Source organism: Sphingomonas sp. (assembly GCF_017745215.1).
GTDB lineage: Bacteria > Pseudomonadota > Alphaproteobacteria > Sphingomonadales > Sphingomonadaceae > Sphingomonas.
Genome location: NZ_JAGHZV010000009.1, coordinates 1 through 20,590 on the forward strand (window position 1 = coordinate 1; position 20,590 = coordinate 20,590).

12 protein-coding genes are annotated in these 20,590 nt (G+C 67.1%); 4 read left to right on the forward strand and 8 right to left on the reverse strand.

The annotated features are described in order from the left end of the window. Nucleotides 1-54: 54 nt before the first annotated feature. The 3 genes from J7495_RS11020 to J7495_RS11030 all read right to left on the reverse strand — a co-directional run bounded on the left by J7495_RS11020 (nt 55) and on the right by J7495_RS11030 (nt 5,893). Nucleotides 55-1,920 carry a glycoside hydrolase family 9 protein gene (locus tag J7495_RS11020; protein WP_294056549.1) on the reverse strand — a complete coding sequence of 622 codons (1,866 nt, stop codon included), beginning with the start codon at nt 1,918-1,920 and terminating at the stop codon, nt 55-57. A gap of 140 nt (nt 1,921-2,060) precedes the next feature. Then, nucleotides 2,061-3,740 carry a glycoside hydrolase family 43 protein gene (locus J7495_RS11025; protein WP_294056550.1) on the reverse strand — a complete coding sequence of 560 codons (1,680 nt, stop codon included), beginning with the start codon at nt 3,738-3,740 and terminating at the stop codon, nt 2,061-2,063. Continuing rightward, a complete protein-coding gene (locus J7495_RS11030) occupies nt 3,737-5,893 on the reverse strand; it encodes an alpha-glucuronidase family glycosyl hydrolase (protein ID WP_294056551.1) in 2,157 nt (718 codons plus the stop codon). Before J7495_RS11030 ends, J7495_RS11025 begins: the two co-directional genes overlap by 4 nt. A gap of 153 nt (nt 5,894-6,046) precedes the next feature. On the opposite strand from J7495_RS11030, the gene manD reads away from it, so the two are divergent. Together manD and J7495_RS11040 are read left to right on the forward strand one after the other, a co-directional pair. Continuing rightward, the gene (manD, locus tag J7495_RS11035; RefSeq protein WP_294056552.1) at nt 6,047-7,258 is read left to right on the forward strand and encodes a D-mannonate dehydratase ManD; all 1,212 of its coding nucleotides are present in this window, start codon (nt 6,047-6,049) and stop codon (nt 7,256-7,258) included. Then, nucleotides 7,252-8,406: an endo-1,4-beta-xylanase gene (locus tag J7495_RS11040; protein WP_294056553.1), complete on the forward strand. Its 1,155-nt coding sequence runs from the start codon at nt 7,252-7,254 to the stop codon at nt 8,404-8,406. Before manD ends, J7495_RS11040 begins: the two co-directional genes overlap by 7 nt. A 52-nt stretch (nt 8,407-8,458) precedes the next feature. Here the strand turns inward: J7495_RS11040 and J7495_RS11045 are convergent, their stop codons facing one another. Genes J7495_RS11045 through J7495_RS11065 form a run of 5 tightly spaced genes read right to left on the reverse strand, consistent with a single transcriptional unit; the run spans nt 8,459 to nt 15,576 of the window. Further along, entirely contained in the window at nt 8,459-9,481 is a 1,023-nt protein-coding gene (locus J7495_RS11045; RefSeq protein ID WP_294056554.1) for a cupin-like domain-containing protein, read from the reverse strand. Next, entirely contained in the window at nt 9,478-11,013 is a 1,536-nt protein-coding gene (locus J7495_RS11050; RefSeq protein ID WP_294056555.1) for a tryptophan halogenase family protein, read from the reverse strand. The genes J7495_RS11045 and J7495_RS11050 overlap by 4 nt, the downstream gene beginning before the upstream one ends. Continuing rightward, nucleotides 11,010-12,560 (reverse strand): tryptophan halogenase family protein, encoded by a 1,551-nt coding sequence (locus J7495_RS11055; protein WP_294056556.1) that lies wholly within the window; start codon nt 12,558-12,560, stop codon nt 11,010-11,012. Before J7495_RS11055 ends, J7495_RS11050 begins: the two co-directional genes overlap by 4 nt. Further along, entirely contained in the window at nt 12,557-14,065 is a 1,509-nt protein-coding gene (locus tag J7495_RS11060) for a tryptophan halogenase family protein (protein ID WP_294056557.1), read from the reverse strand. Before J7495_RS11060 ends, J7495_RS11055 begins: the two co-directional genes overlap by 4 nt. Further along, nucleotides 14,062-15,576, reverse strand: coding sequence for a tryptophan halogenase family protein (locus J7495_RS11065; protein ID WP_294056558.1), 1,515 nt, complete (start codon nt 15,574-15,576; stop codon nt 14,062-14,064). The genes J7495_RS11060 and J7495_RS11065 overlap by 4 nt, the downstream gene beginning before the upstream one ends. 506 nt (nt 15,577-16,082) lie before the next feature. Here J7495_RS11065 and J7495_RS11070 point away from each other — a divergent pair. Beyond that, on the forward strand, nt 16,083-19,430 hold the full coding sequence (locus tag J7495_RS11070; RefSeq protein WP_294056559.1) for a TonB-dependent receptor: 3,348 nt from the start codon (nt 16,083-16,085) through the stop codon (nt 19,428-19,430). A 93-nt stretch (nt 19,431-19,523) separates the two neighbouring features. After that, nucleotides 19,524-20,561, forward strand: a complete 1,038-nt coding sequence (locus tag J7495_RS11075) for a cupin-like domain-containing protein (protein ID WP_294056560.1) — start codon at nt 19,524-19,526, stop codon at nt 20,559-20,561. Nucleotides 20,562-20,590 lie beyond the last annotated feature (29 nt).

A 20,590-nucleotide genomic window follows, 5' to 3' on the forward strand; every position in this document is an offset into this window, starting at 1 on the left:
GCCAAGAGCGATGACCTTCGCGACCCTGGGTCCCGGCTTTCGCCGGGATGACTGTCAGTGGGCCGACGCCCCCTCCGTCGCATCCAGCCACGCCGCGACCCACACCAGCGGCGCGTTCCAGTTGATCGCGACTTCGTTGAGCGCGAAGGCCTGGATGTCGTCGGCGTAGCAGGCCATCGGCGCACAATGCCCGGCGAGCCTCGCCCCCACCGGATCGGCGCCGGTCGAGGTCGAATTGGGCCCGCCCGAGAGGACGCCCGGCGGCGGTCCCGGCAGCTTCGGGTCGAGCGAGTGGGCCCAGAAGCGATGGTGCGGATTGCTGAGCGGCCGCGCGCCGTAGCCGCTGACGAAGGACTGGTCGATCGAGTTGCGGCCGAGCAGATAGTCGATCACGTCGACCACGCCTTCGCGGTATTTCGGCGCCTTGGCGGCGTCATGGGCATAGGCCAGGACGATCGCGCGGTTGAGCATCGACGAGGTCGAGCCCCAGGGCCAGCCCGGCGGATCGTACGGCAGATGATAGCCGGTCTTCGCGCTGTCCTCGAGGAAGCGGTCCGCCGCCTCCAGGATCGCCGCGTCGACATGCGCGCGATCGGCTTCTGGCAGCGCCCTGGTCAGCGCCAGTGTTAGCGTGCCCAGCGTCGCGGTGCCGCCCCAATTGGGCTCCTGCACCGGCTTCTCCCACCAGGGCGAGGCGCGGACGAAGTCGAGATACTCGGCCTTGCCCGTCGTCGCGAACAGTTCGGCGGCGGCCCAGTAGAATTCGTCGGAGAGCTCGCGGTCGCCGTAGCCGCCGCTGCCGGTGAAGGCGGCGAGCGCGAAGACCTCGGGGTTGCGCCTGGCCGCAGCCCAGGCGCGTTCGCTCGCCGCGAGGCAGCGCTCGGCGAAGGCGTCGTCGATCCCCTTCCAGATCCGCGCGCACTGCGCCGTCACCGCCGCGAGGTTGAGCGTCGCCGCGGTGGTCGGCGGGAAGAGGATGCGTTCCTCGCGGTCCTCGGCGGGCGGCGTGGGCAGCTTGGTCCAGTTGCGGTCGGCGACCTTGTGGTGCGCCATGCCGCCGGCATCGACGTCGAGCGTCGGCAGCGCGAGCGGCGGCGGCGGCCCGGGCGGCATCCCCGGCGATGGCGGCGTCCAGGGCGGCTGCTTGCCGACCGGCAGCTTGAGGCGCGTGCCGTCGGGCACCTGCATGCTGAGCAGGAACTCGAGCTCGTAGCGCGCCTCGTCGAGCAGGTCGTCGACATGGTTGCCCGATTCGGGGATCTTCATCGAACCGTCCGCGAACAGCCAGGTCTTGCCCGCGCGATGCTCGCGTTCCCAGGCGTTGAGCAGCGTCCACACCGCGATGCCGCCGTTGACGACATATTTGCCCTGGTCGCCGGCATCGTACCAGCCGCCGGTGACGTCGAGGCTGTACGGGCAGCTCGGCCACACCGTCCCGCGCGGATCGGCGCCCGAGACGCAGGTGACGATTTCCTTCGCATGGCCGGCGGGCCGCGCCCAGGTCGCGCCGGCGAACTGCGCCTCGACGGGCACGCCCGCGCGCTGGTGGTAGAAGAAGTGCAGCGCGTCGAGCCGGAGCGCCATGCGCGAGCGCGGCTGAATCGCGAACGCCCGGCTCTCGAACGCGCCGACGCGGAGCCGATAGCCCCCGCCTGCCGTGTGAAAGCTCGAGACGTCGATCGCCTGGACGGTCTTGCCCGACGCCTTGTCGGGGCCGAAGGGGATCGTCTTGCCGCTGGCCACGGTCTTGCCCCGGGCATCGAGCAGCACCCAGTCCTGCGGCGCTGCCGCGTCGGTGACGACGATCGCGCGCTTGGGGCCGAAGGTCTCGAAGCCCAACTGGTTGAGCTGGATCGGCGGCACCGGCTCGGCCTGCTGCGCAAGCGCGGGCGTGGCGGCTCCGAGCAGGAGCGCGATCATGAAATGCCGCATCCTCAACCCCCTTTGATCTATCGTTCCGACCCTATGCCGTCACCCTGGCGAAAGCCGGGGCCCAGGGCAGCAAGCGATTCCCTCCGTAACCCTGGGTCCCGGCTTTCGCCGGGATGACGGTCGAGCGCTTAGTTCATGCTCTGGGCGTAAACCCCCATCATCGTCCCCACGAAGCCGCCCGCCGCCTTCGTGCTGAGCAGCTTGCCGTCGATCGCCGCGAGCGGCAGCCAGCGGCCTGCCGTCACCGCATAGTCGAAGCGATAGCGCCCGCCCGCAGCAGTCATCCGCAGCCACACCGGCGCGTCCCCGAGGCCCCCGATCACCGCCGACTTGATGTCGACGCCGCCGGCCGGCTGCTTCGGCCCCTCGCGCGTCGAGAGCAGCACCACGCGCCTGCCGCCGCGCATCGTCACGGCGAGCGACATCCAGTAATCGTCGTTCTGGAGCGCCGCGAGGCCGGCCCGGTCGCCCTCGCCCCTGGGCGCGAAGCGGACGACGGTGGTCGCGCTCGCGTCCATGTGCTGCTGGCGGCGCGCGAGGAAGGCGGGGTTGCCATTGTCGCCCAGCCCCACCGCGCGCGGCGTGAGCACCAGCGCGCCCCGATCGAAGGCGTACCAATGGCCTTGCGGGTTGCGCATCATCATCCAGTTCAGCGGCAGGTCGGGCCCGTCGAACTCGTCGCGCACGGTGAAACCGCCGCCGCCCAGCCGAGGCCCCGCCGCCGGCGCGAGCGGCAGGTTCGGGCGACCGTGGACGCGCGCGATCGGCTGGCCCGGACCGGTGATCCGCGGCCAGCCGTCGATCCAGGTCACCGGCAGCAGGAAGGTCTCGCGGCCGGTATTGTAATAGTCGCCCTCATAGGGCTGGGTGGCGAGGAAGGTCGCCCACCAGTCACCCTTCTGCGTCTGGACGAGCTGGGCATGGCCCGACGAGGTGATCGGGAAGCGACGGCCGGGCTTGAGGTCGCGCTGGGTGAGAATCGGATTGCCGCGCCACGCCTCATAGGGGCCGGTGACGTTCCTGGAACGCAACACGACCTGGCTGTGCCCTTCGGAAGTGCCGCCCTCGGCGCAGATGAGGTAGTAGAAGCCGTCCTTCTTGAGGATGTGCGGCCCTTCGATCCAGATCGGCTTCTTCGCGATGTCCGCGCCGCCGTTGACGACCAGGGTACGCGGGCCGATCGTCTGGAGGCCACGCGGGTTGAACTCCTGCACCCAGATCGCGCGATGGCCCTCGTAGAGCGGCTTGCCTTCGGGCGGGCCGTTGTTGACGATCCAGGTCCGTCCGTCGTCGTCGAAGAACAGCGAGGGGTCGATCCCGCCTTCGAGGTCGGGCAGCCACACCGGTGCCGACCAGGGACCGGCCGGATTCTTCGCAGTGATTACGAAGTTCCCGCCGCAATCGACGCAAGTGTTGAGGATGTAGAACACCCCGTCCTTGGCCTGGATCGTCGGCGCGAAAACCCCGCGCGAGAGGCCGAGCTTGCCGAAGTTCAGCTGCTCGCTGCGGTCGATCGCATTGCCGATTTGGGTCCAATGGACGAGGTCGCGGCTGTGGAACACCGGGATGCCGGGGAACCAGCCGAAGGTCGAAGTGACGAGGTAGTAGTCTTCGCCCACCCGCGTGACGCTGGGATCGGGATAGAAGCCGCCGAGGATCGGGTTGCGATAGTCCCTTGCGCCGGCTCGGGCGTGACCGTCGGCGGGGTTGCTGCCGGTGTAGCTGAACCAGTCGAAGCGCGCCTTCTCCTGCGCAGCCGCGGGCGGCGCGACGAGCAGCGCGAGAGCTGCAAGGAGCAGCGCCCTCACTGGCCTTGCCCCGGGGCGTAGGGCGTCTTTATCGCCTCGTACCAGTCGAGATCGTGCGGCGGCGCAGGGTGCCCCTCGGGCAGCGGGCGCTTCGAGATCGACTGGAAGTACGCGATCGACGCGTTGCGCCACCACAAGGCCTCGTCGAGCTGGATCTCGAGGAAGTTCTTCACTTCGGCATAGCGCTGCTTGTCCACCTTGCCCTCCAGGGTCGCCCAGCGCGCCTGCATCTCGCGCACCTCGTCGACGCCGCGGTCGTAATGGATCACGAGCTCGTCCCAAAGCGTGCGACCTGAAGACTTGATCTTCGTATCCCAGGGCAAGTGCTGGAACCACAGGAGGAATTTCTCGGGCACCTTCTTCGGGTCGGCGAATTGCTTCGCCAATTCGGGGGCATATTGCGAGACCGCGTCGGTGCCGGTCCGGGTCCGGTCGAAGCCGATGCCGTTCGCGTCGGCGCGGGCATAATAGGTCGGGTTCCACTCGGGCCGGGCGAGGTCCGAGACCCACGGGCCGGGGCCATAGTGATGTCCGGTCGCCATCTGGTGGGCGAGGCCGAGCGGGGTCATGTAGTCGACGACCGCTTCGTGCGACTCCATCATCATCGCGACGATCGTGTCGACCGTGGCGGGATCGTCGCCCCAGGTCATCGCCGCCCAGTCGCGCGCGATGGCTTCGGCGGTATCGTCGGGGTTCCAGGCGAGGCGGCCATAGGCGTACCAGTTGGCCTGGTTGAACTGCGATCCGGTCCAGTTGACGTCGTTGCCGATGTTGGCGACGCCCGCCATGCCGGTGACCGCGCCCGTATCGACCGGCGTCTCGATCACCTTGGCGACGCTGTTGCCCCTGGCGGGGCGGTAGGTGTCAGCCTTGAGCGCCTCCTCCCACATCGTGCCGAGATAGGCGAGGTGCGTCGCGAAGCCGAGATATTCCTTGGTGACCTGGAACTCCATCATCAGCGGCGTCTTCGGCATCGCGCCGAACATCGGATGGAAGGGCTCGCGCGGCTGGAAGTCGATCGCGCCGTTCTTGGTCTGGATCAGCACATTGTCGCGGAACGTGCCGTCGAGCGGCACGAACTCCGAATAGGCCTGTTTGGCGCGGTCCTCGGTGTTCTCGGCCGAATAGACGAAGGCGCGCCACATCACGATGCCGCCGTGCGGCTTGAGCGCGTCGGCGAACATGTTGGCGCCCTCGGCGTGGCTGCGGTGATAGTCCTGCGGGCCGGGCTGGCCTTCCGAATTGGCCTTGATCAGGAAGCCGCCGAAATCGGGGACATAGGTGTAGATCTCGTCGACCTTCGCCTTCCACCAGGCCTGGACCGCGGGATCGAGCGGGTCGGCGGTCTTGAGCCCGCCGATCTCGATCGGAGCGCTGAACCGGGCAGTGAGGTACAGCTTCACGCCCCAGGGGCGGAAGGCATCCGCCAGCGTCTTCACCTTCGCGAGCCATTCGGGGGTGAGGATCAGCGCATTGGCGTTGACGTTGTTGATCACCGCGCCGTTGATCCCGATCGAAGCGTTGGCGCGGGCGTAATCGGCGTAGCGCGGGTCCTTGTAGCGCGGCAGCGTCTGCCAGTCCCACAGCGACAGGCCGGCATAGCCGCGCTCGACGTGCCGGGTGAGATTGTCCCAATGGTTGAGCACGCGCACCTGCAGCTTCGGCGCATCGGCGAGGTCGAGCCTGTCGATCGCGCGGCGGAGCTGCATCTCGCGGAGCAGCCGGAAGACGCCGTAGAGCAGGCCCGCGTCGCCGTTCGCCGCGATCACCGTGGCGCGCTTGCCGCCGATCATGAGCGAGCGGATCAGATAGCCTTCCCTGCCGAGCCCCGCGAGCGGGAGGTTCAGCCCCGCGACGATCGGCGAGCCCGCGGGCGTGCCGACGACGATCGTGCCGTCGACCGCCACCGAGTCGCTGGTGACCGGCTTGTGGCCGAGCAGCCCCTTGAGCCCCCGACGAAGCTCGCCCGCGGCGGCGTCGATCGTCTCGCCGCTGCCCTGCACCACCAGCTGCGCCGCGACCGGGTCGTAGCGCTTGTGCCACTCCGCCTCGACCGGCTGGTAGCGCAGCCACAGGTCGTAGCCGGTCTCGGCGTGCGCCGACGCGATCGAGGCGACCGCCAGGCACAGAAACAGCAACGCACGCAGGACCATTCGAACCCCTCTCCGTCGGCAACATGAATCCAGCCGTTGACAAGCCGATAGCATGGCGCTTTTGGTAGCGCTATCACTGGAAACTCAGACAAGTTGAATCGGAGAGGATCATGGGGGCAGCGCGCAAGCAGGGCGGAGCGGAAGCGCGCGCGCATGGCTAGGATCGTCTCCGCCCGCGTGATCGTGACGTGCCCCGGGCGCAACTTCGTCACCCTCAAGATCGAGACCAGCGACGGCGTTGCCGGCATCGGCGACGCGACGCTCAACGGCCGCGAGCTCGCGGTCGCGGCCTATCTCCGCGAGCATGTCATACCGCTCCTCATCGGCCGCGACGCGCACCGGATCGAGGATGTCTGGAACTATCTCTACAAGGGCGCTTACTGGCGCCGCGGCCCGGTGACGATGAGCGCGATCGCGGCGGTCGACATGGCGCTGTGGGACATCAAGGGGAAGATCGCCGGGCTGCCGCTCTACCAGCTGCTCGGCGGCGCCTGCCGCGAGGGCTGCATGGTCTATGGTCATGCCAACGGCAAGGACATCGAGGAGACGATCGACAACGCGCTCCACTATCAGGAGCAGGGCTACAAGGCGATCCGGCTGCAATCGGGCGTGCCCGGGCTGGCCGCGACCTATGGCGTGTCTAAGGACAAATATTTCTACGAGCCCGCCGACGCGGCGCTGCCGACCGAGAGCCTCTGGTCGACGGAAAAATATCTCCGCTCGGTCCCGCCCTTGTTCGAGAAGGCGCGCGAGGCCTTGGGCTGGGACGTCCATCTGCTCCACGACATCCACCACCGCTGCACGCCGATCGAAGCGGGGCGCCTCGGCAAGGACCTCGAGCAATACCGCCCCTTCTGGCTCGAGGATGCGACGCCGGCGGAGAACCAGTCCGCCTTCCGCCTCATCCGCCAGCACACCACCGCGCCGCTTGCGGTGGGCGAAGTGTTCAACACCATCTGGGACGCCAAGCAGCTGATCGAGGAGCAACTGATCGACTATATCCGGATGACGGTGGTCCATGGCGGCGGCATCACGCACCTCCGCCGCGTCGCGAGCCTCGCGGAGATCTACCAGATCCGCACTGGCTGCCATGGCGCGACCGACCTGTCGCCGATCTGCATGGCGGCGGCGCTCCACTTCGGGCTCGCGGTGCCCAATTTCGGCATCCAGGAATATATGCGCCACACCGCCGAGACCGATGCGGTCTTTCCCCACGCCTACAGCTTCGCCGAGGGCATGATGCACCCGGGGGAGGCGCCGGGTCTGGGCGTCGAGCTCGACGAGGAACTGGCCGCGAAACACGAATACAAGCCCGCCTATTTGCCGGTGGCGCGACTGGAGGATGGGACGATGTTCTCATGGTGACGCGGCGTGAAATGCTCGCGGGGGCTGCCTCGCTCGGCGCTGCCGCACTCGCCGCCCCGGTCTTGGCCGAGGACGCCGCGCCGGGGCTCGACGCGATCGCGAAGCTGCGCGGGCTGCGCTTCGGCTCGTGCGTCTCCTGGGCACCGCCGGGCGCGGATCGCGGCTCGTTTGCCAACCCGGCCTATGCCGCGCTGCTGGAGCGCGACTGCGGCATCCTGGTGCCCGAGAACGAATTCAAATGGCAGGCGCTCCGTCCCGATGCCAGGACCTTCGCCTTCGACCGTTTCAGCGACATGCTCGACTATGCCGACACGCACGGCATGGCGATGCGCGGGCACACGCTGTTCTGGGCGAAGACGCAGTATTTCCCGAAATGGCTGCTCGATTACGACTTCGGCGCGACGCCCGTGAAGGAAGCCGAGCGCGTCCTCGGCCAGCACATCCGCATCGCCGGGCAGAATTTCGGCAAGCGCGTCGTCAGCTTCGACGTGGTCAACGAGATCGTCGACGAGAAGACCGGGGGCCTGCGCGAATCGAACGTCACCAAGGCGATCGGCGGCTCGGAGGCGCTGCTCGACTTCGCCTTCCACACCGCGCGCGCCGCGGCGCCCGGAGTCCAGCTCGTCTACAACGACTATATGAGCTGGGAGCCAGGCAACGACGTGCACCGCGCGGGCGTGCTCAAGCTGCTCGAGGGCTTCCGCAAGCGCGGCGTGCCCTGCGATGCGCTGGGACTCCAGTCGCATATCGGCATCTACGGCACCGGGCGGGCCGACATAATGGTCTCCAACCAGGAAGGCGCGTGGCGCAAGTTCCTCGAGGCGGTGACGGCGATGGGCTACAAGCTGGTCATCACCGAGATGGACGTGAACGACGGGCCGCTCCCCACCGATCATGCGGTGCGCGACCAGGCAGTAGCGGACTATGCCAAGGGCTATCTCGACGTGACGCTGAGCTTCCCGCAGGTCACCGACGTGCTCGTCTGGGGAATGTGCGACAAGTACAGCTGGCTGCAGGGTTTCAACAAGCCGCGCGGAGACGGGGAACTGAGGCGCTGCTCGCCTTACGACGCGGCGTTCAAGGCCAAGCCGATGGTGGACGCGATCGGAAGGGCCCTGGCGGCGGCGCCGCTTCGGGTTTCGGCTTAGCGATTCACCAGCACTCCCCTCCCTGGAAGGGAGGGGATTCTTCAGGTCGCCCCTACAACCGCGCCATGATCTGCCGCAGCGTCGCGCGCATCATCGCCAGCTTCTTGTCGGTGGTCGGGCCTAGCACGCCCTTGGCCTCCTCGGGGAGGTGCGCAACCGGATCGCCGTCGCTTTCGAACACCAGCCGGTTGAACATCAGACGCCAGGCCTCGCGCTGCTCGGGCGGCAAGCCGCGGAGCGCAAACAGGCCGTACATCAGCGCATCATAGGGGTTTCCCATCCCCGGACGCGCGTCGTTCCACCAATAATTGACGAAGGCGTTGACCTTTTCGAGCGAGTCGACCGCGTGCCACCAGTGGAATGGCAGGTAGATCGCGTCGCCGGGCTCGAGAATCGTCGACTGCGCATGGTTCGCGGCCTCCGCGTAGCGCGGGAAGCGGACGAGGTCGGGGTTGGCGATGTCGACGAGGCTGACCGGAGTGCCCGCAGGCGTGAGCTCGATCGGCCCCATGTAGAGGTTGTCGAGCTGGTGCGGCGGGAACACCGTGAAGCGCCGCCGGCCCATCACGACGATGCCCAGGTTCTCCATCAGGTCGTAGTGCGGCGCGACATGGATCGTGTTGCCCATCCACAGCCGCGGCTGGACGCGCGGCTCGACCATTGCGAGCGGATTCTCTTCCACGAAGCCGGGCAGCAGGTTGGGGATGACTTCGGACTGGAGCGCGAGCGAATAGGGCCGATGGGCGGTGCGATCGCGCAACAGTCGGTCGTAGAAATCGCGCAGCGACACCTGGCCGCGCAGGAAGTTCATTCCCTTGAGATCGGGACTGTAGAAGAAGCGCCCCTCGATCTCCGGCGCGCCGAGCAACGCTTCGATCTCGCGATCCTGACCGAAGCGGCGGAAATAGTCGAGCCCCGCCTCTTCGGACTGTTTTCCCGCCCGGACCACCGGCCAATGCGCCGCAAGCCCGCGCAGCACCGCGGGCTGGCCGAGCGGGCGGATCTCCGCGTCGAGCATGCGGCGGTCGGCGTCGTGGAACTCGCGGATTGGAGTCGGTGCGGGAAGGTCGGTCACGATGCCCTTCTGAGGCTCACGTCGCTGGTCATGTTGTTCATCGCCAGGAACGCGCGCTGCGTCGGCATCTCGTTCACGGTCGCGCCGAGCACTTCGCGGATATGACGCAGCCGGGTCAAGGTCTCTTCGTCCGAAAGCAGGTCGGCCGCGGGATGATAGCCGCCCGGCTCCACGCCTTGTCCCATGAGCACCGCCTGCCAGCTCGTGTCGGCAAAGAGCTCCTCGCTCTCGTGGAATACCCGCCCGTTGGCGCGGAACATCGCGATCCGCTCGGCGAGCCCCTCGGGCGGCTCCAGCGTGCGGCAATAGTCCCAATACGGACTGTCGTCACGCTCGGTGGACTTATAATGAAGCACCAGGAAGTCACGGATCTCGACATAGTCGCGAAGCGTCCGCTCGTTGTAGCGCCGCCGCTCCGCTTCGGTCCAGGCAAGCGTGGGGAACAGGTTCATCAGGCGCGCGATGCCTGCCTGGATAAGGTGGATGCTGGTCGATTCGAGCGGCTCGAGGAAACCGCCTGCGAGCCCGATCGCGACGACGTTCTTCACCCATGCCTGCTTGCGGAAGCCCGCGGTGAAACGCAGTGCATTGGGCTCGGCGAGCGGCGCGCCGTCGAGATTGGCGAGCAGCGTCGTCAGCGCCTCGTCGTCGGAGACATGCGCGCTCGAATAGACATAGCCGTTGCCGACGCGGTGCTGGAGCGGAATGCGCCATTGCCATCCTGCCGGTCGGGCAGTGGCGCGGGTAAGCGGCTGCTCGTCGTCGCTGCTTTCGCAGGGAATCGCGATCGCGCGGTCGTTGGGGAGCCACTTCGACCAATCCTCGAAGCCGGCGTGCAGCGTCTGCTCGATCAGCAGCCCGCGGAAGCCCGAGCAATCGAGGAACAGCTCGCCCTCGACGCGCCTGCCGCCCTCGAGCACCACCGCCTCGACGAAACCGCTCTCGGGGTTCTGCACCACCTCGACGATCCGCCCCTCGGTGCGGCGCACGCCGGCGGCCTCGGCCATGCGGCGCAGGTAGCGCGCATAGAGTCCCGCGTCGAACTGGAAGGCATAGACGATCTTCGAGACCGGCGAATTGGGCAGATCGCGCCGCGGCCACATCATCCGCGAATTGACCCCGGCCGTCGCGCCGATCGAATAGGCGTCGAGCGGCGTGGTGTCGCCGAGCGTGCGGCCCTTCAACCAGTGATGGAGAAATTCCACCCCGCGCATGTCGATGCCGTAGGTGCCGAAGGGATGGACGTAGCGATGCCCGATCCGCACCCAATCGACGAATTCGATGCCGAGCTTGTAGGTCGCGTTGGTCGCCTTGACGAAATCGACTTCGTCGATCCCCAGCATCTGGTTGAACAGCGTGATCTGCGGGATCGTCGCCTCGCCGACGCCGACCGTGCCGATCGCTTCCGATTCGACGAGCTCGATCTCGAGTCCCGGCATCTCCCCCATGATCTTGGCCAGAGTCGCCGCGCTCATCCAGCCGGCGGTGCCGCCGCCGACGACCACGACCTTGCGGATCTGATCGGGCCTCATCGCGCGCCGTTCCAGGGCGCGGGCTGCGGCATGTGATAGGTCAGGATCTGCGCAAGGAATTCGCCCTGGCTGGGCATCGCCTGGGCTGTCTGGAAATAGCCCTGGCGCATCTCCTCCATCGCCGTCGCGATCCGCCCGTCATCGAAAGCGTCGGCGATCGGGTCATAGCCCTCGGGCTCGATCCGCTGGCCGAGCAGCACCGCGACCCAGCTGGTGATGCCGAACAGATCATAGCCTTCGCGGAAGCTCCGCCCCTTGGCCTTCCACAGCTCGAGCACTTCGGTCAGCGTATCGGGCACGGGCATCGTCCGGCAATAGTTCCAGAATTCGGAATCGCTCCGTTCGGTGGCACTGTAATGGAGGACGATGAAGTTCCGGATGTCCTCGTATTTCTCCCGCATGATCCGGTTGAACTCGTCACGCTCCGCAGCGAGGAACCGGCGATCGGGGAAGACCGCGATCAGCCAGGCGATCGCAGTCTGGATCAGATGGATGCTGGTGGATTCGAGCGGTTCGATGAAGCCGCTCGACAGGCCCATCGCGATGACGTTCCGGTTCCAGGAGAGCTTGCGCCGTCCGGTGGTGAAGCGCAGCTGGCGCGGATCGTCGAGCGCCTCTCCGTCGAGGTTGGCCAGGAGGATGTCGGCGGCCTTCTGATCGCTCATGAAGCTGCTCGAATAGACATGGCCGTTGCCGGTGCGGTGCTGGAGGGGGATGCGCCATTGCCAGCCGGCCGAATGCGCCGTCGCGCGGGTATAGGGATCGAGCGCAGGCGGATTGGCACAGGGCACCGCGAAGGCGCGGTCGCACGGCAGCCAGTGCGTCCAGTCGTCATAGCCGGTTTGCAGCGCCTGTTCGATCAGCAGCCCGCGGAAGCCCGAGCAATCGATGAACAGGTCGCCGTCGATCACCTGTCCGCTCTCGAGCTGGACGCTGTCGACGAAGCCGTTCCCGGCGTCGAGCGCAGCATCGACGATCTTGCCCTCGATGCGCTGGACGCCCGCGGCCTCGGCATAGTTGCGCAGGAACTTGCCGTAGAGGCTCGCGTCGAAATGATAGGCATATTGGATCTCGCGCAGCGACGTCTGCGCGCCGGGGCCCGGGCGCGCCATCTTGCCGTGCATCGCCGCGACCGCGCTCATGCAATAGTTGGAGATGTCGGGCACCGGCCGGCGCGCGCGCTCGCGCAGCCAGAGCTGGTGGAAGCGCACGCCGTGCACGTCATGGCCATGCGTGCCGAAGGGATGGAAATAACGGTCGCCGATCCGGCCCCAGTTCACGAACTCGATGCCGAGCTTGAACGTCCCGTGCACCGCCTCGAGGAACTCGTTCTCGTTGAGCCCGAGCATCTTGTTGAAGGTCAGGATCGGCGGGATCGTCGCCTCTCCCACCCCGACGATGCCGATCTCCTCCGATTCGACCAGCACGACCTGCGTATAGCCGTTGTTGAGGTAGCGGCCGAGCGCCGCTGCCGCCATCCAGCCCGCCGTGCCTCCGCCGACGATCACCACCTTGCGAATCCGGTGATCGCTATCGATTGACGTCATCGTCCTGCCCCCTGTGCGGCGAGATGCCGCAGATACTCACCTTGGCCGGGCAAGCCCGGCACCGTCGCAGCGATCCGTTCCCGGATCTGCGCCATCGCGCGATCGGCCACCTCGTCGGAAACGGTGTCGATCAACGGATCGGCGCGGCGCGGCATCACGCCTTGGCCGAAAAGAACCGTCGTCCAGCTGTGGCGCGTGAACGTCTCTTCCTCGTAATAGGGCAGCCGCCCGCGCTCGCGGAACAGCGCGAGGCTGTGCGCGAGCGTATCCGGGGACGGCGCGGCAGCGGCGTCGCGCCACATCGCATCCCTGGGCCGGTCCGAGATCGCATAGTGGAGCACTGCGAAATCGCGCGCGCGCGCCGCCTCGGCCATCGTCTCGCGATTATAGTCCCAGAGCTCGACGCGCGAGCAATCGCGGTCGGGCAGCTTGGATGCGATCCGGTCGAGCGCCGAATGCGCGAGATGGAGGTTGGTCCATTCGAGCGGCTCGAGCATCACCGCGGCGTCGCCGACGGCGACGCAGTTGCGCAACCAGGGATCGCGACGCTGGCCGGCACGGATCGCGACGGGCGCTTCCGACGGCTCGGTCGCGGCGCCGGCGCGAAACACGCGCTCGGCCCTGGAATCGCTCAGATGCGCCGAGGCATAGGCGAGCCCGTGCTGGGTGAGCGCGCGCGATTGCGTCCGCCAGCGCCACCCCGCGGCATGCGCGGCGACGGTATCGAGCGGCGTAGGGTCGGGCGAACCGGGCGCCTCGCCGAACAGCAAGCGGTCGCAGGGGAGCCAATGGCCCCACTCCTCGAACCGGTCGTCCAGTCGCGCGCGGACGAGCGCGGCGGGCCCCGTGCAATCGACGAACAGATCGCCGGCGACCTCGCGTCCGTCGGCGAGCACCAGGGCCTCGACAAAGCCGGTCTCGCCTGCCAGCCGCACGTCGGCGACGGCGCCGCGCTGTTCGGCAACGCCCAGATGGAGCGCATAGGCACGCATCAGCTCGCGGTACCGCCGCGGATCGAGCGACAATCCATATTCGAAGCCGGCGAGCGGCGACTCCGCGTCGTCGGCCGGATGGACGAACCGTCCGGCCCGCGCCAGCGCCGCAGCGAGCGAATGCGATTCGAAGGGGGCCGCGCGCCCCTCGAGCGCCGCGCGCGTCCACAGCATGTGGAACGACGTCGGGCCCAGCGATCGACCGACTTCGCCGTAGGCGTGGACATAGGCCGGGCGGTCGCCTGCCCAGCCGTCGAACAGCGTGCCGAGCCGGAAGCTCGCGCCGATCCCCTGCACGACTTGCCCTTCGTCGAGCCCGATGTCGCCATGGAAACCGCCGATCGACGGCAGGCTGCTCGCGATCCGCTCGGCGACGGCGTCGGGGCCCGGCGCGTCGCCGGTGAGGATCACGCGCACGCCGGGCAGCCGCCGCTGGAGCATCGCCGCGGCGGACCAGCCGACCAGCCCGCTTCCCGCCACCACGAGGCTGCGCATCCGCAGGTCCGCGCTCACGCGACCTCCGCCATCGGGCAATAGGCCTCCAGATGCGCGCGATGATCGGGCATCGCCGCCACGGTCGCGTCGATGTCGCGGACCAGCTTCTCCATCCCCGCGGCCAGCGTCTCGGCCGCGATACCGTCGACACGCGGATCGTGACCCACGGGCACGATCCCCTGGCCGAGGTAGACCGCGATCCAGCTGGCATCGAGGAACACGCCCTCGCGATATTTGACCACGCGACCGCTCCGGCGGAACAGCTCGATCTTGTCGTGCAACGTATCGGGCACGGTCATCGTTCGGACATAGTTCCAGAACTCGGTGTCGGTCCGCCGGGTCACGTGATAGTGGAGGATCAGGAAGTCGCGGATGCGATCATATTCGAGGTCGATCAGCCGGTTGAACTCGTCGCGATCGACGTCGCGGACATGCTTTTCCGGGAACAGTTCGAGCAGGAAGGTGATCGCCTGCTGGATCAGGTAGATGCTCGTCGATTCGAGCGGCTCGAGGAAGCCGCTGGCGAGGCCCACGCCGACGCAGTTCTTCACCCAGCTCCGCTCGCGCCGCCCTGCCTTGAACTTGAGCACGCGCGGATCGGCGATCTTCTCGCCCTCCACCGCACCGACCAGCCGCGTCGCGGCCTCGTCCTCGGAGATGAAGTCGCTCGAGAAGACATAGCCGTTGCCGGTGCGGTGCTGGAGCGGGATGCGCCAGCGCCAGCCCGCCTCCATCGCGGTCGCGCTGGTGAAAGGCGTGAGCGAGGTCTCGGTACGGCACGGCATCGCCACCGCCCGGTCGCACGGCAGCCACTTCGACCAGTCCTGGAACGGCTCCTCCAGCGCACGGCCGAGCAGCAGCGAGACGAAGCCCGAGCAATCGACGAACAGGTCGCCCTCGATCACCTCGCCGTTCTCCATCAGCAGCGAGGCGATGTCGCCGCTCTCGCCGTGGAGGTTGACCTTGACCACGCGCCCCTCGGTCCGCCGCGCGCCGAGCGATTCCGCGATCTGGCGCAGGTACGGCGCGAACAGCGTCGCATCGAACTGATAGGCATAGGCGAAGGTCGAACCCAGCGTGCGCGGGTCCGGATCGGGCAGTTGGAACTTGTTGCGGCGCGCGATCTGGACGCCGACCGAAAACGCCTGAAGGTCGGGCACCGCGACGCCGGACTGGCGTAGCCTCAGCCAATATTGGTGGAAATCGATCGTGCCGGCGCCATAGCCGAAGGTGCCGAAGGGATGGATGTAGCTTTCGCCGAGCGCGCCCCAGTCCGCGAATTCGATGCCGAGCTTGAAGGTGCCGCGCGTCCAGGCCATGAAATCGGCCTCGCGGATGCCCATCCGCTCGTTGAACGCACGGATGTGCGGCAGCGTCGCTTCGCCGACGCCGACGATGCCGATCGCTTCGGACTCGACGAGACGGACGGAGACCCTCCGGGGAAGCAACTTCACCAGCGCCGCCGCTGTCATCCAGCCGGCCGTGCCCCCGCCGACCACCACGACGCGCTGAACACCCTGGGCGTTCATCCCATCAACCGCTCCCCTCTCCTTCCCACGGCGGGGTTAAGGGGCTCGCACGCGCCAGTCAAACTGGCCGTCGTCGCCCCACCGACTCGGGAAAACCTACGTTACCGCTAACATGATCGTGGGACAAAGTGGCGGCCTGAACGGGGTTCGGCGATGCCGAAAACCCTTCGCAAACGCACCCAAAATAGACCGGAGCGTCGGATTTCGAGGGGTCGTTGCATCGCTGCAGGACGGAATATTGCAGCCTCGAAATCCAAAATCCCCAGAGAGACTCGAGTTTCAGGCCCCGATTCCGCACCGAACGTTGCCCGGATGCCACAGATTGCAGTTTTTTGACGCAACCCCGGTTGCACGCCAAGCACGCAACCCTTGCAGTCGGTCCGACATTCCGGTACCGCTAACATCAAACAAGAATGTCATGCGCTGTCAGCCTAGGGGATGGCGCTGAAATGGGGAGGAAAATCTGCATGATTGGGATCGCGACAGAGTCTGCGCGTCGAAACGGCGTGGGGCAGTTGCTGAGATCGGGCGTCTCGGTGGTTGCACTTTGCGTCATGGCGGCCGCGGCGCCTGCGCTGGCGCAGGACAATCCGGCGCCCGCCGCGCAGGATGACCAGCAGGACGACCAGGGCAGCACCGAGCCCGGCATCGTCGTCACCGGCATCCGCGCCAGCCTTGCGAATTCGCAGAACATCAAGCGCAATTCCGACACCGTTGTCGACGCGATCACCGCGTCGGACATCGGGGCGCTGCCCGACCGTTCGGTGACCGAAGCGCTGCAGCGCGTGCCGGGCGTCTCGATGAACCGCTTCGCCGGCTCGAACGACCCCGACCACTTCTCGGTCGAAGGCTCGGGCGTCGTGGTCCGCGGCCTCAGCTTCGTCCGCTCGGAGTTCAACGGCCGCGACACCTTCTCGACCGGCGTCTACGGCCAGTCGATCAACTTCTCCGACGTGCCCGCCGAATTGCTGGGCTCGGTCGAGGTCTACAAGAACCTCACCGCCGAGATGACCGAGGGCGGGCTCTCGGGCACCGTCAACCTCAACAGCCGCGTTCCCTTCCAGAACAAGGGCTTCCACCTCAGCGTGGACCTGGAAGGCAATTACGGCGACATGAAGAAGAAGTGGTCGCCCACCGGCTCGATCCTGATCAGCGACACCTGGGACACCGGCATCGGCCGCATCGGCGTGCTGGCCAACCTCTCCTATTCGCAGATTCTCAGCCGTTCGGACGGCATCCAGGTCACCAACTTCCAGCAGCGCGACAACATGCTCGCGCTGGGTGCGAACACGACCACTGTCCAGGTCTGCCGCAACCCGCTTCCGGGCGATACCGACACGACCACGCTGCCCGCGGGCGGCTCGGCGTGCGGCGCGGCCGGTACGGCCGGCTCCGACACGCTGGCCGACTATGCCTCGGGTCCGCGCTGGGCTCCGCTCGGCGGCCAGTATCGCACCCAGGACTATGACCGCGAGCGCACCGGCCTGGCGCTGGCCGCGCAGTGGGAAAGCCTCGACCGCCGCGCGCTGGTGACTGCGCAGTTCCTGCGCACCGACTCGACCCAGAAGTGGGGCGAGCACACCTTCGAGAGCGCACCGGACCTTTCGGACTACAACACCTATCCGTACGGCTGCCAGCCGAACGGCAACGGTCCCGGCGCGCTGCCGGCAGGCAGCAACCCGACGAGCACCACTCGCGCGGAATGCCCCGTCGGCACGTTCAAGAACTACAGCTACGATGCGGACGGCGTGTTCGAGAAGGGTTATATCACCTTCCCGGGCACCGGCTGGCGTGCGGGCAACAACGACTCGGGCGGCTCGTGGCGTACCCCCACGGGCGGCATGCAGCAGTCGCTGTCGCGGCGTCAGGTCGACGATGAGAACATCGTCGACGACTACGGCCTGAACTTCAAGTTCACGCCGGACGATCACTGGCAGATCAATCTCGACAGCCAGTATGTCCGCGCGCAGCACGATACGCTGGACGTGAGCGTCTTCGGCTCGACCTTCGCCGACCAGGAACTCGACCTGACCGGCGATCTTCCGGTCCTGGTCAACCACAAGCCGCTGTTCCTCGGCGGCGGCTGGAGCAGCACCGGACAGCCGACGCCGTATCTCGACGCGCATATCGCGCAGAGCGACGCGCAATATTTCCAGTCGGTCGGCAACTATTACTGGCGTGCCGCGATGGATCACGTCGAGCACAGCATCGGTGAGGAAGTCGCGCTGAAGGGCGATGTCGCCTATAATTTCAACAACGACGGCTTCCTGAAGCGCATCAAGTTCGGCGCCCGCTATGCGGACCGCGACCAGCACATCCGCTACACCTCGTACAACTGGGGCGTGCTCAGCGAGACCTGGGCCGGCACGGGCCAGGTGTGGATGGACAACCCGGTCAGCGCCGGGAAGCAGAGCTTCTACGACTTCCCCGACTTCTTCCGCGGCCAGATCCCCGGTCCGGTGGGCGGCTGGTTCTACAACGCCGACCTGATCCAGGGCTATCCTGGCGCGGCGAGCTTCTTCAAGCAGATCGAAGCGACGGGCGGTGCCACCGGCGCCTTCAATCCCGCTGCCGGGCGTCCGGGTGTGGTTCCGGGCACGGCGTTCCTGCCGAGCGAGATCCAGAACGTCAGCGAGCGTACCATCAACGGCTATGTGATGGTGAGCTTCGGTGACGACGATCTGTTCGGCGACGTCGGATTGACCGGCAACATCGGCGTCCGGTACGTCGATACCAAGGTCAGCTCGGAAGGCGCTTTCACCATTCCGACCCAGGCGCAGCTGGGCGTGACCCAGCCGTACCTCACCACGGGCGGCGTCCAGGGTCGTTGCGATCCGCCGGCGGCGCCCCCGCCGGGAGCGCCGCCGGCGCAGCCGCCGGGCGGCGTCTGCAACCTTGGCGCGGCCGGCTATGCGCAACTCCAGACGTTCGCCAACGGCGCGAACTTCCCGAACACCGCGCTCAACGGCTATCGCTATTTCCTGCCGAGCCTGAACCTGAAGCTGGGGATTACCGACAACCTCATCGCGCGCTTCGCGGCGTCGCGGGCGATGGCGCGGCCGGGCATGGCGGACATCCGCAACTACATCACCATCGGTTCCAATCCGGATGATGCGGCGCGGCTGCTCGCCACCGCGGGCAACCCGTTCCTGAAGCCGGCGATGTCCGACCAGTTCGACGTCACGCTCGAATGGTATTTCGCCAAGGTCGGATCGCTGACGATCGACGGCTTCTACAAGAACATCCACAATTTCTTCTACCAGGCGGTCACCGAGCGCTCGATCACCAACAACGGGGTGACCAAGACGGTCGATATCCGCGGCCCTGCCAATTTCGACGGCAGCGGCAAGGTGAAGGGCTTCGAAGTCGCCTATCAGCAGACGTTCGACTTCCTGCCGAGCCTGTTGAGCGGCCTCGGCGTGAACGCGAGCTATACGTTCATCGACAGCGAGGGCCTGCCGATGAACCGGCCCGCCGACGGCCCGGGCACCAACTTCAAGTTCGCCCGGCTTCCGCTGGAGCAGATGTCGAAGCACAATGTGAACCTGGCCGTCTTCTACGAAAAGGGCCCGATCTCGCTGCGTGCGGCGTACAACTGGCGGTCGCGGTTCCTGCTGACGTCGGCCGACGTGATCTATCCGTTCACGCCGATCTTCAACGACAAGACGGGCACGCTGGACGGATCGGCGTTCTTCAACATCGCGAAGAACATCAAGATCGGCGTCCAGGGTGTGAACCTGCTCAACGAGGTCACCAAGACGCTCCAGATGTTCACGCCGGACGGCAAGCTCGGGCCGCGGTCCTACTTCATGAACGACCGCCGCTATTCGTTCATCGTACGCGCCAATTTCTGACGGCGCCGACCGAGCACTCAGGGCCTCCCGGAAACGGGGGGCCCTTTTGTTTTTGATGCCTGTTCCCGCGCCGGCGTGCATAAGCGAGTGACGATGGCCGACAGCCCCACCTCCCCACTTCCCGCCCCCGCCGCCCTGCCCGAGCGCGCCGGCGTGGACGCGGCGGCGTTCGCGGCGGAGATCGAGCCGGGCTATCGGCCCGTCGTGTTGCGCGGGCTGGCGCGCGACTGGCCGGCGGTGGCGGCGGCGCGGACCGCTGCGCCCGCGTTCGCCGCCTATCTCGCCGGCTTCGATCGCGGCGCGCCGGTCGAGGCGTTCGCGGGGCCGCCCGACATCCAGGGGCGCTATTTCTACGGCGCCGACATGCAGGGGTTCAACTTCCAGCGCATCCGCGGGCGGATCGGCGAGGCATTGCAGATCCTGCTGCAGATGCAGGACGCGCCCAACCCCACCGGCTTCTACATCGGCGCGGCGCCGATCCCCGAGGCGCTGCCGGGGTTCGACCAGGCCAATCCGATGCCGCTCTTCGCCCAGGGCAGCGCGGTGCCGCGCGCCTGGATCGGCAACCGCTCGACCGTCACCACCCATTTCGACCTGTCGGACAATATCGCGGTGGTGGTCGCGGGGCGACGGCGCTTCACGCTCTTCCCGCCCGAGCAGCTCGGCAACCTCTACGTCGGCCCACTCGACCATACGATGGCCGGCCAGCCCGCGAGCATGGTATCGCTCGCCGAACCCGACCTCGAGCGGTTCCCGCGCTTCCGCGAAGCGATGGCCGCGGCGATGTCCGCCGAGCTGGAGCCGGGCGACGCGATCTACATCCCCACGCTCTGGTGGCACCACGTCGAGTCGCTCGCGCCGCTCAACATGCTGGTGAATTACTGGGTCGATCCGCCGCTGGGCAGCGACTCGCCGTTCGACGCGATGATCCATTCGATCCTCGCGGTCGCGGCGCTGCCGCCGGCGCGGCGCGCGGCGTGGCGGGCGTTCTACGACACTTACGTCTTCCAGACCGATCGCCACCCGGCCGAGCATTTGCCGCCCGAACATCGCGGGATCCTGGCCGAGCAGACCCCCGGACTGCGCGAGCGGATGCGCAACTTCGTGAAGCGCGGGATTTCGCGTCATTGATGCGCCGAAACGGCCTGAAACCGAGGTGA

Bases quoted from the DNA above. Each gene is read 5' to 3' on its own strand.
- J7495_RS11020 (WP_294056549.1), bottom strand. From the start codon at position 1,920: ATGATCGCGCTCCTGCTCGGAGCCGCCACGCCCGCGCTTGCGCAGCAG.
- J7495_RS11030 (WP_294056551.1), bottom strand. From the start codon at position 5,893: ATGGTCCTGCGTGCGTTGCTGTTTCTGTGCCTGGCGGTCGCCTCGATC.
- manD (WP_294056552.1), top strand. From the start codon at position 6,047: ATGGCTAGGATCGTCTCCGCCCGCGTGATCGTGACGTGCCCCGGGCGC.
- J7495_RS11040 (WP_294056553.1), top strand. From the start codon at position 7,252: ATGGTGACGCGGCGTGAAATGCTCGCGGGGGCTGCCTCGCTCGGCGCT.
- J7495_RS11050 (WP_294056555.1), bottom strand. From the start codon at position 11,013: ATGAGGCCCGATCAGATCCGCAAGGTCGTGGTCGTCGGCGGCGGCACC.
- J7495_RS11055 (WP_294056556.1), bottom strand. From the start codon at position 12,560: ATGACGTCAATCGATAGCGATCACCGGATTCGCAAGGTGGTGATCGTC.
- J7495_RS11065 (WP_294056558.1), bottom strand. From the start codon at position 15,576: ATGAACGCCCAGGGTGTTCAGCGCGTCGTGGTGGTCGGCGGGGGCACG.
- J7495_RS11075 (WP_294056560.1), top strand. From the start codon at position 19,524: ATGGCCGACAGCCCCACCTCCCCACTTCCCGCCCCCGCCGCCCTGCCC.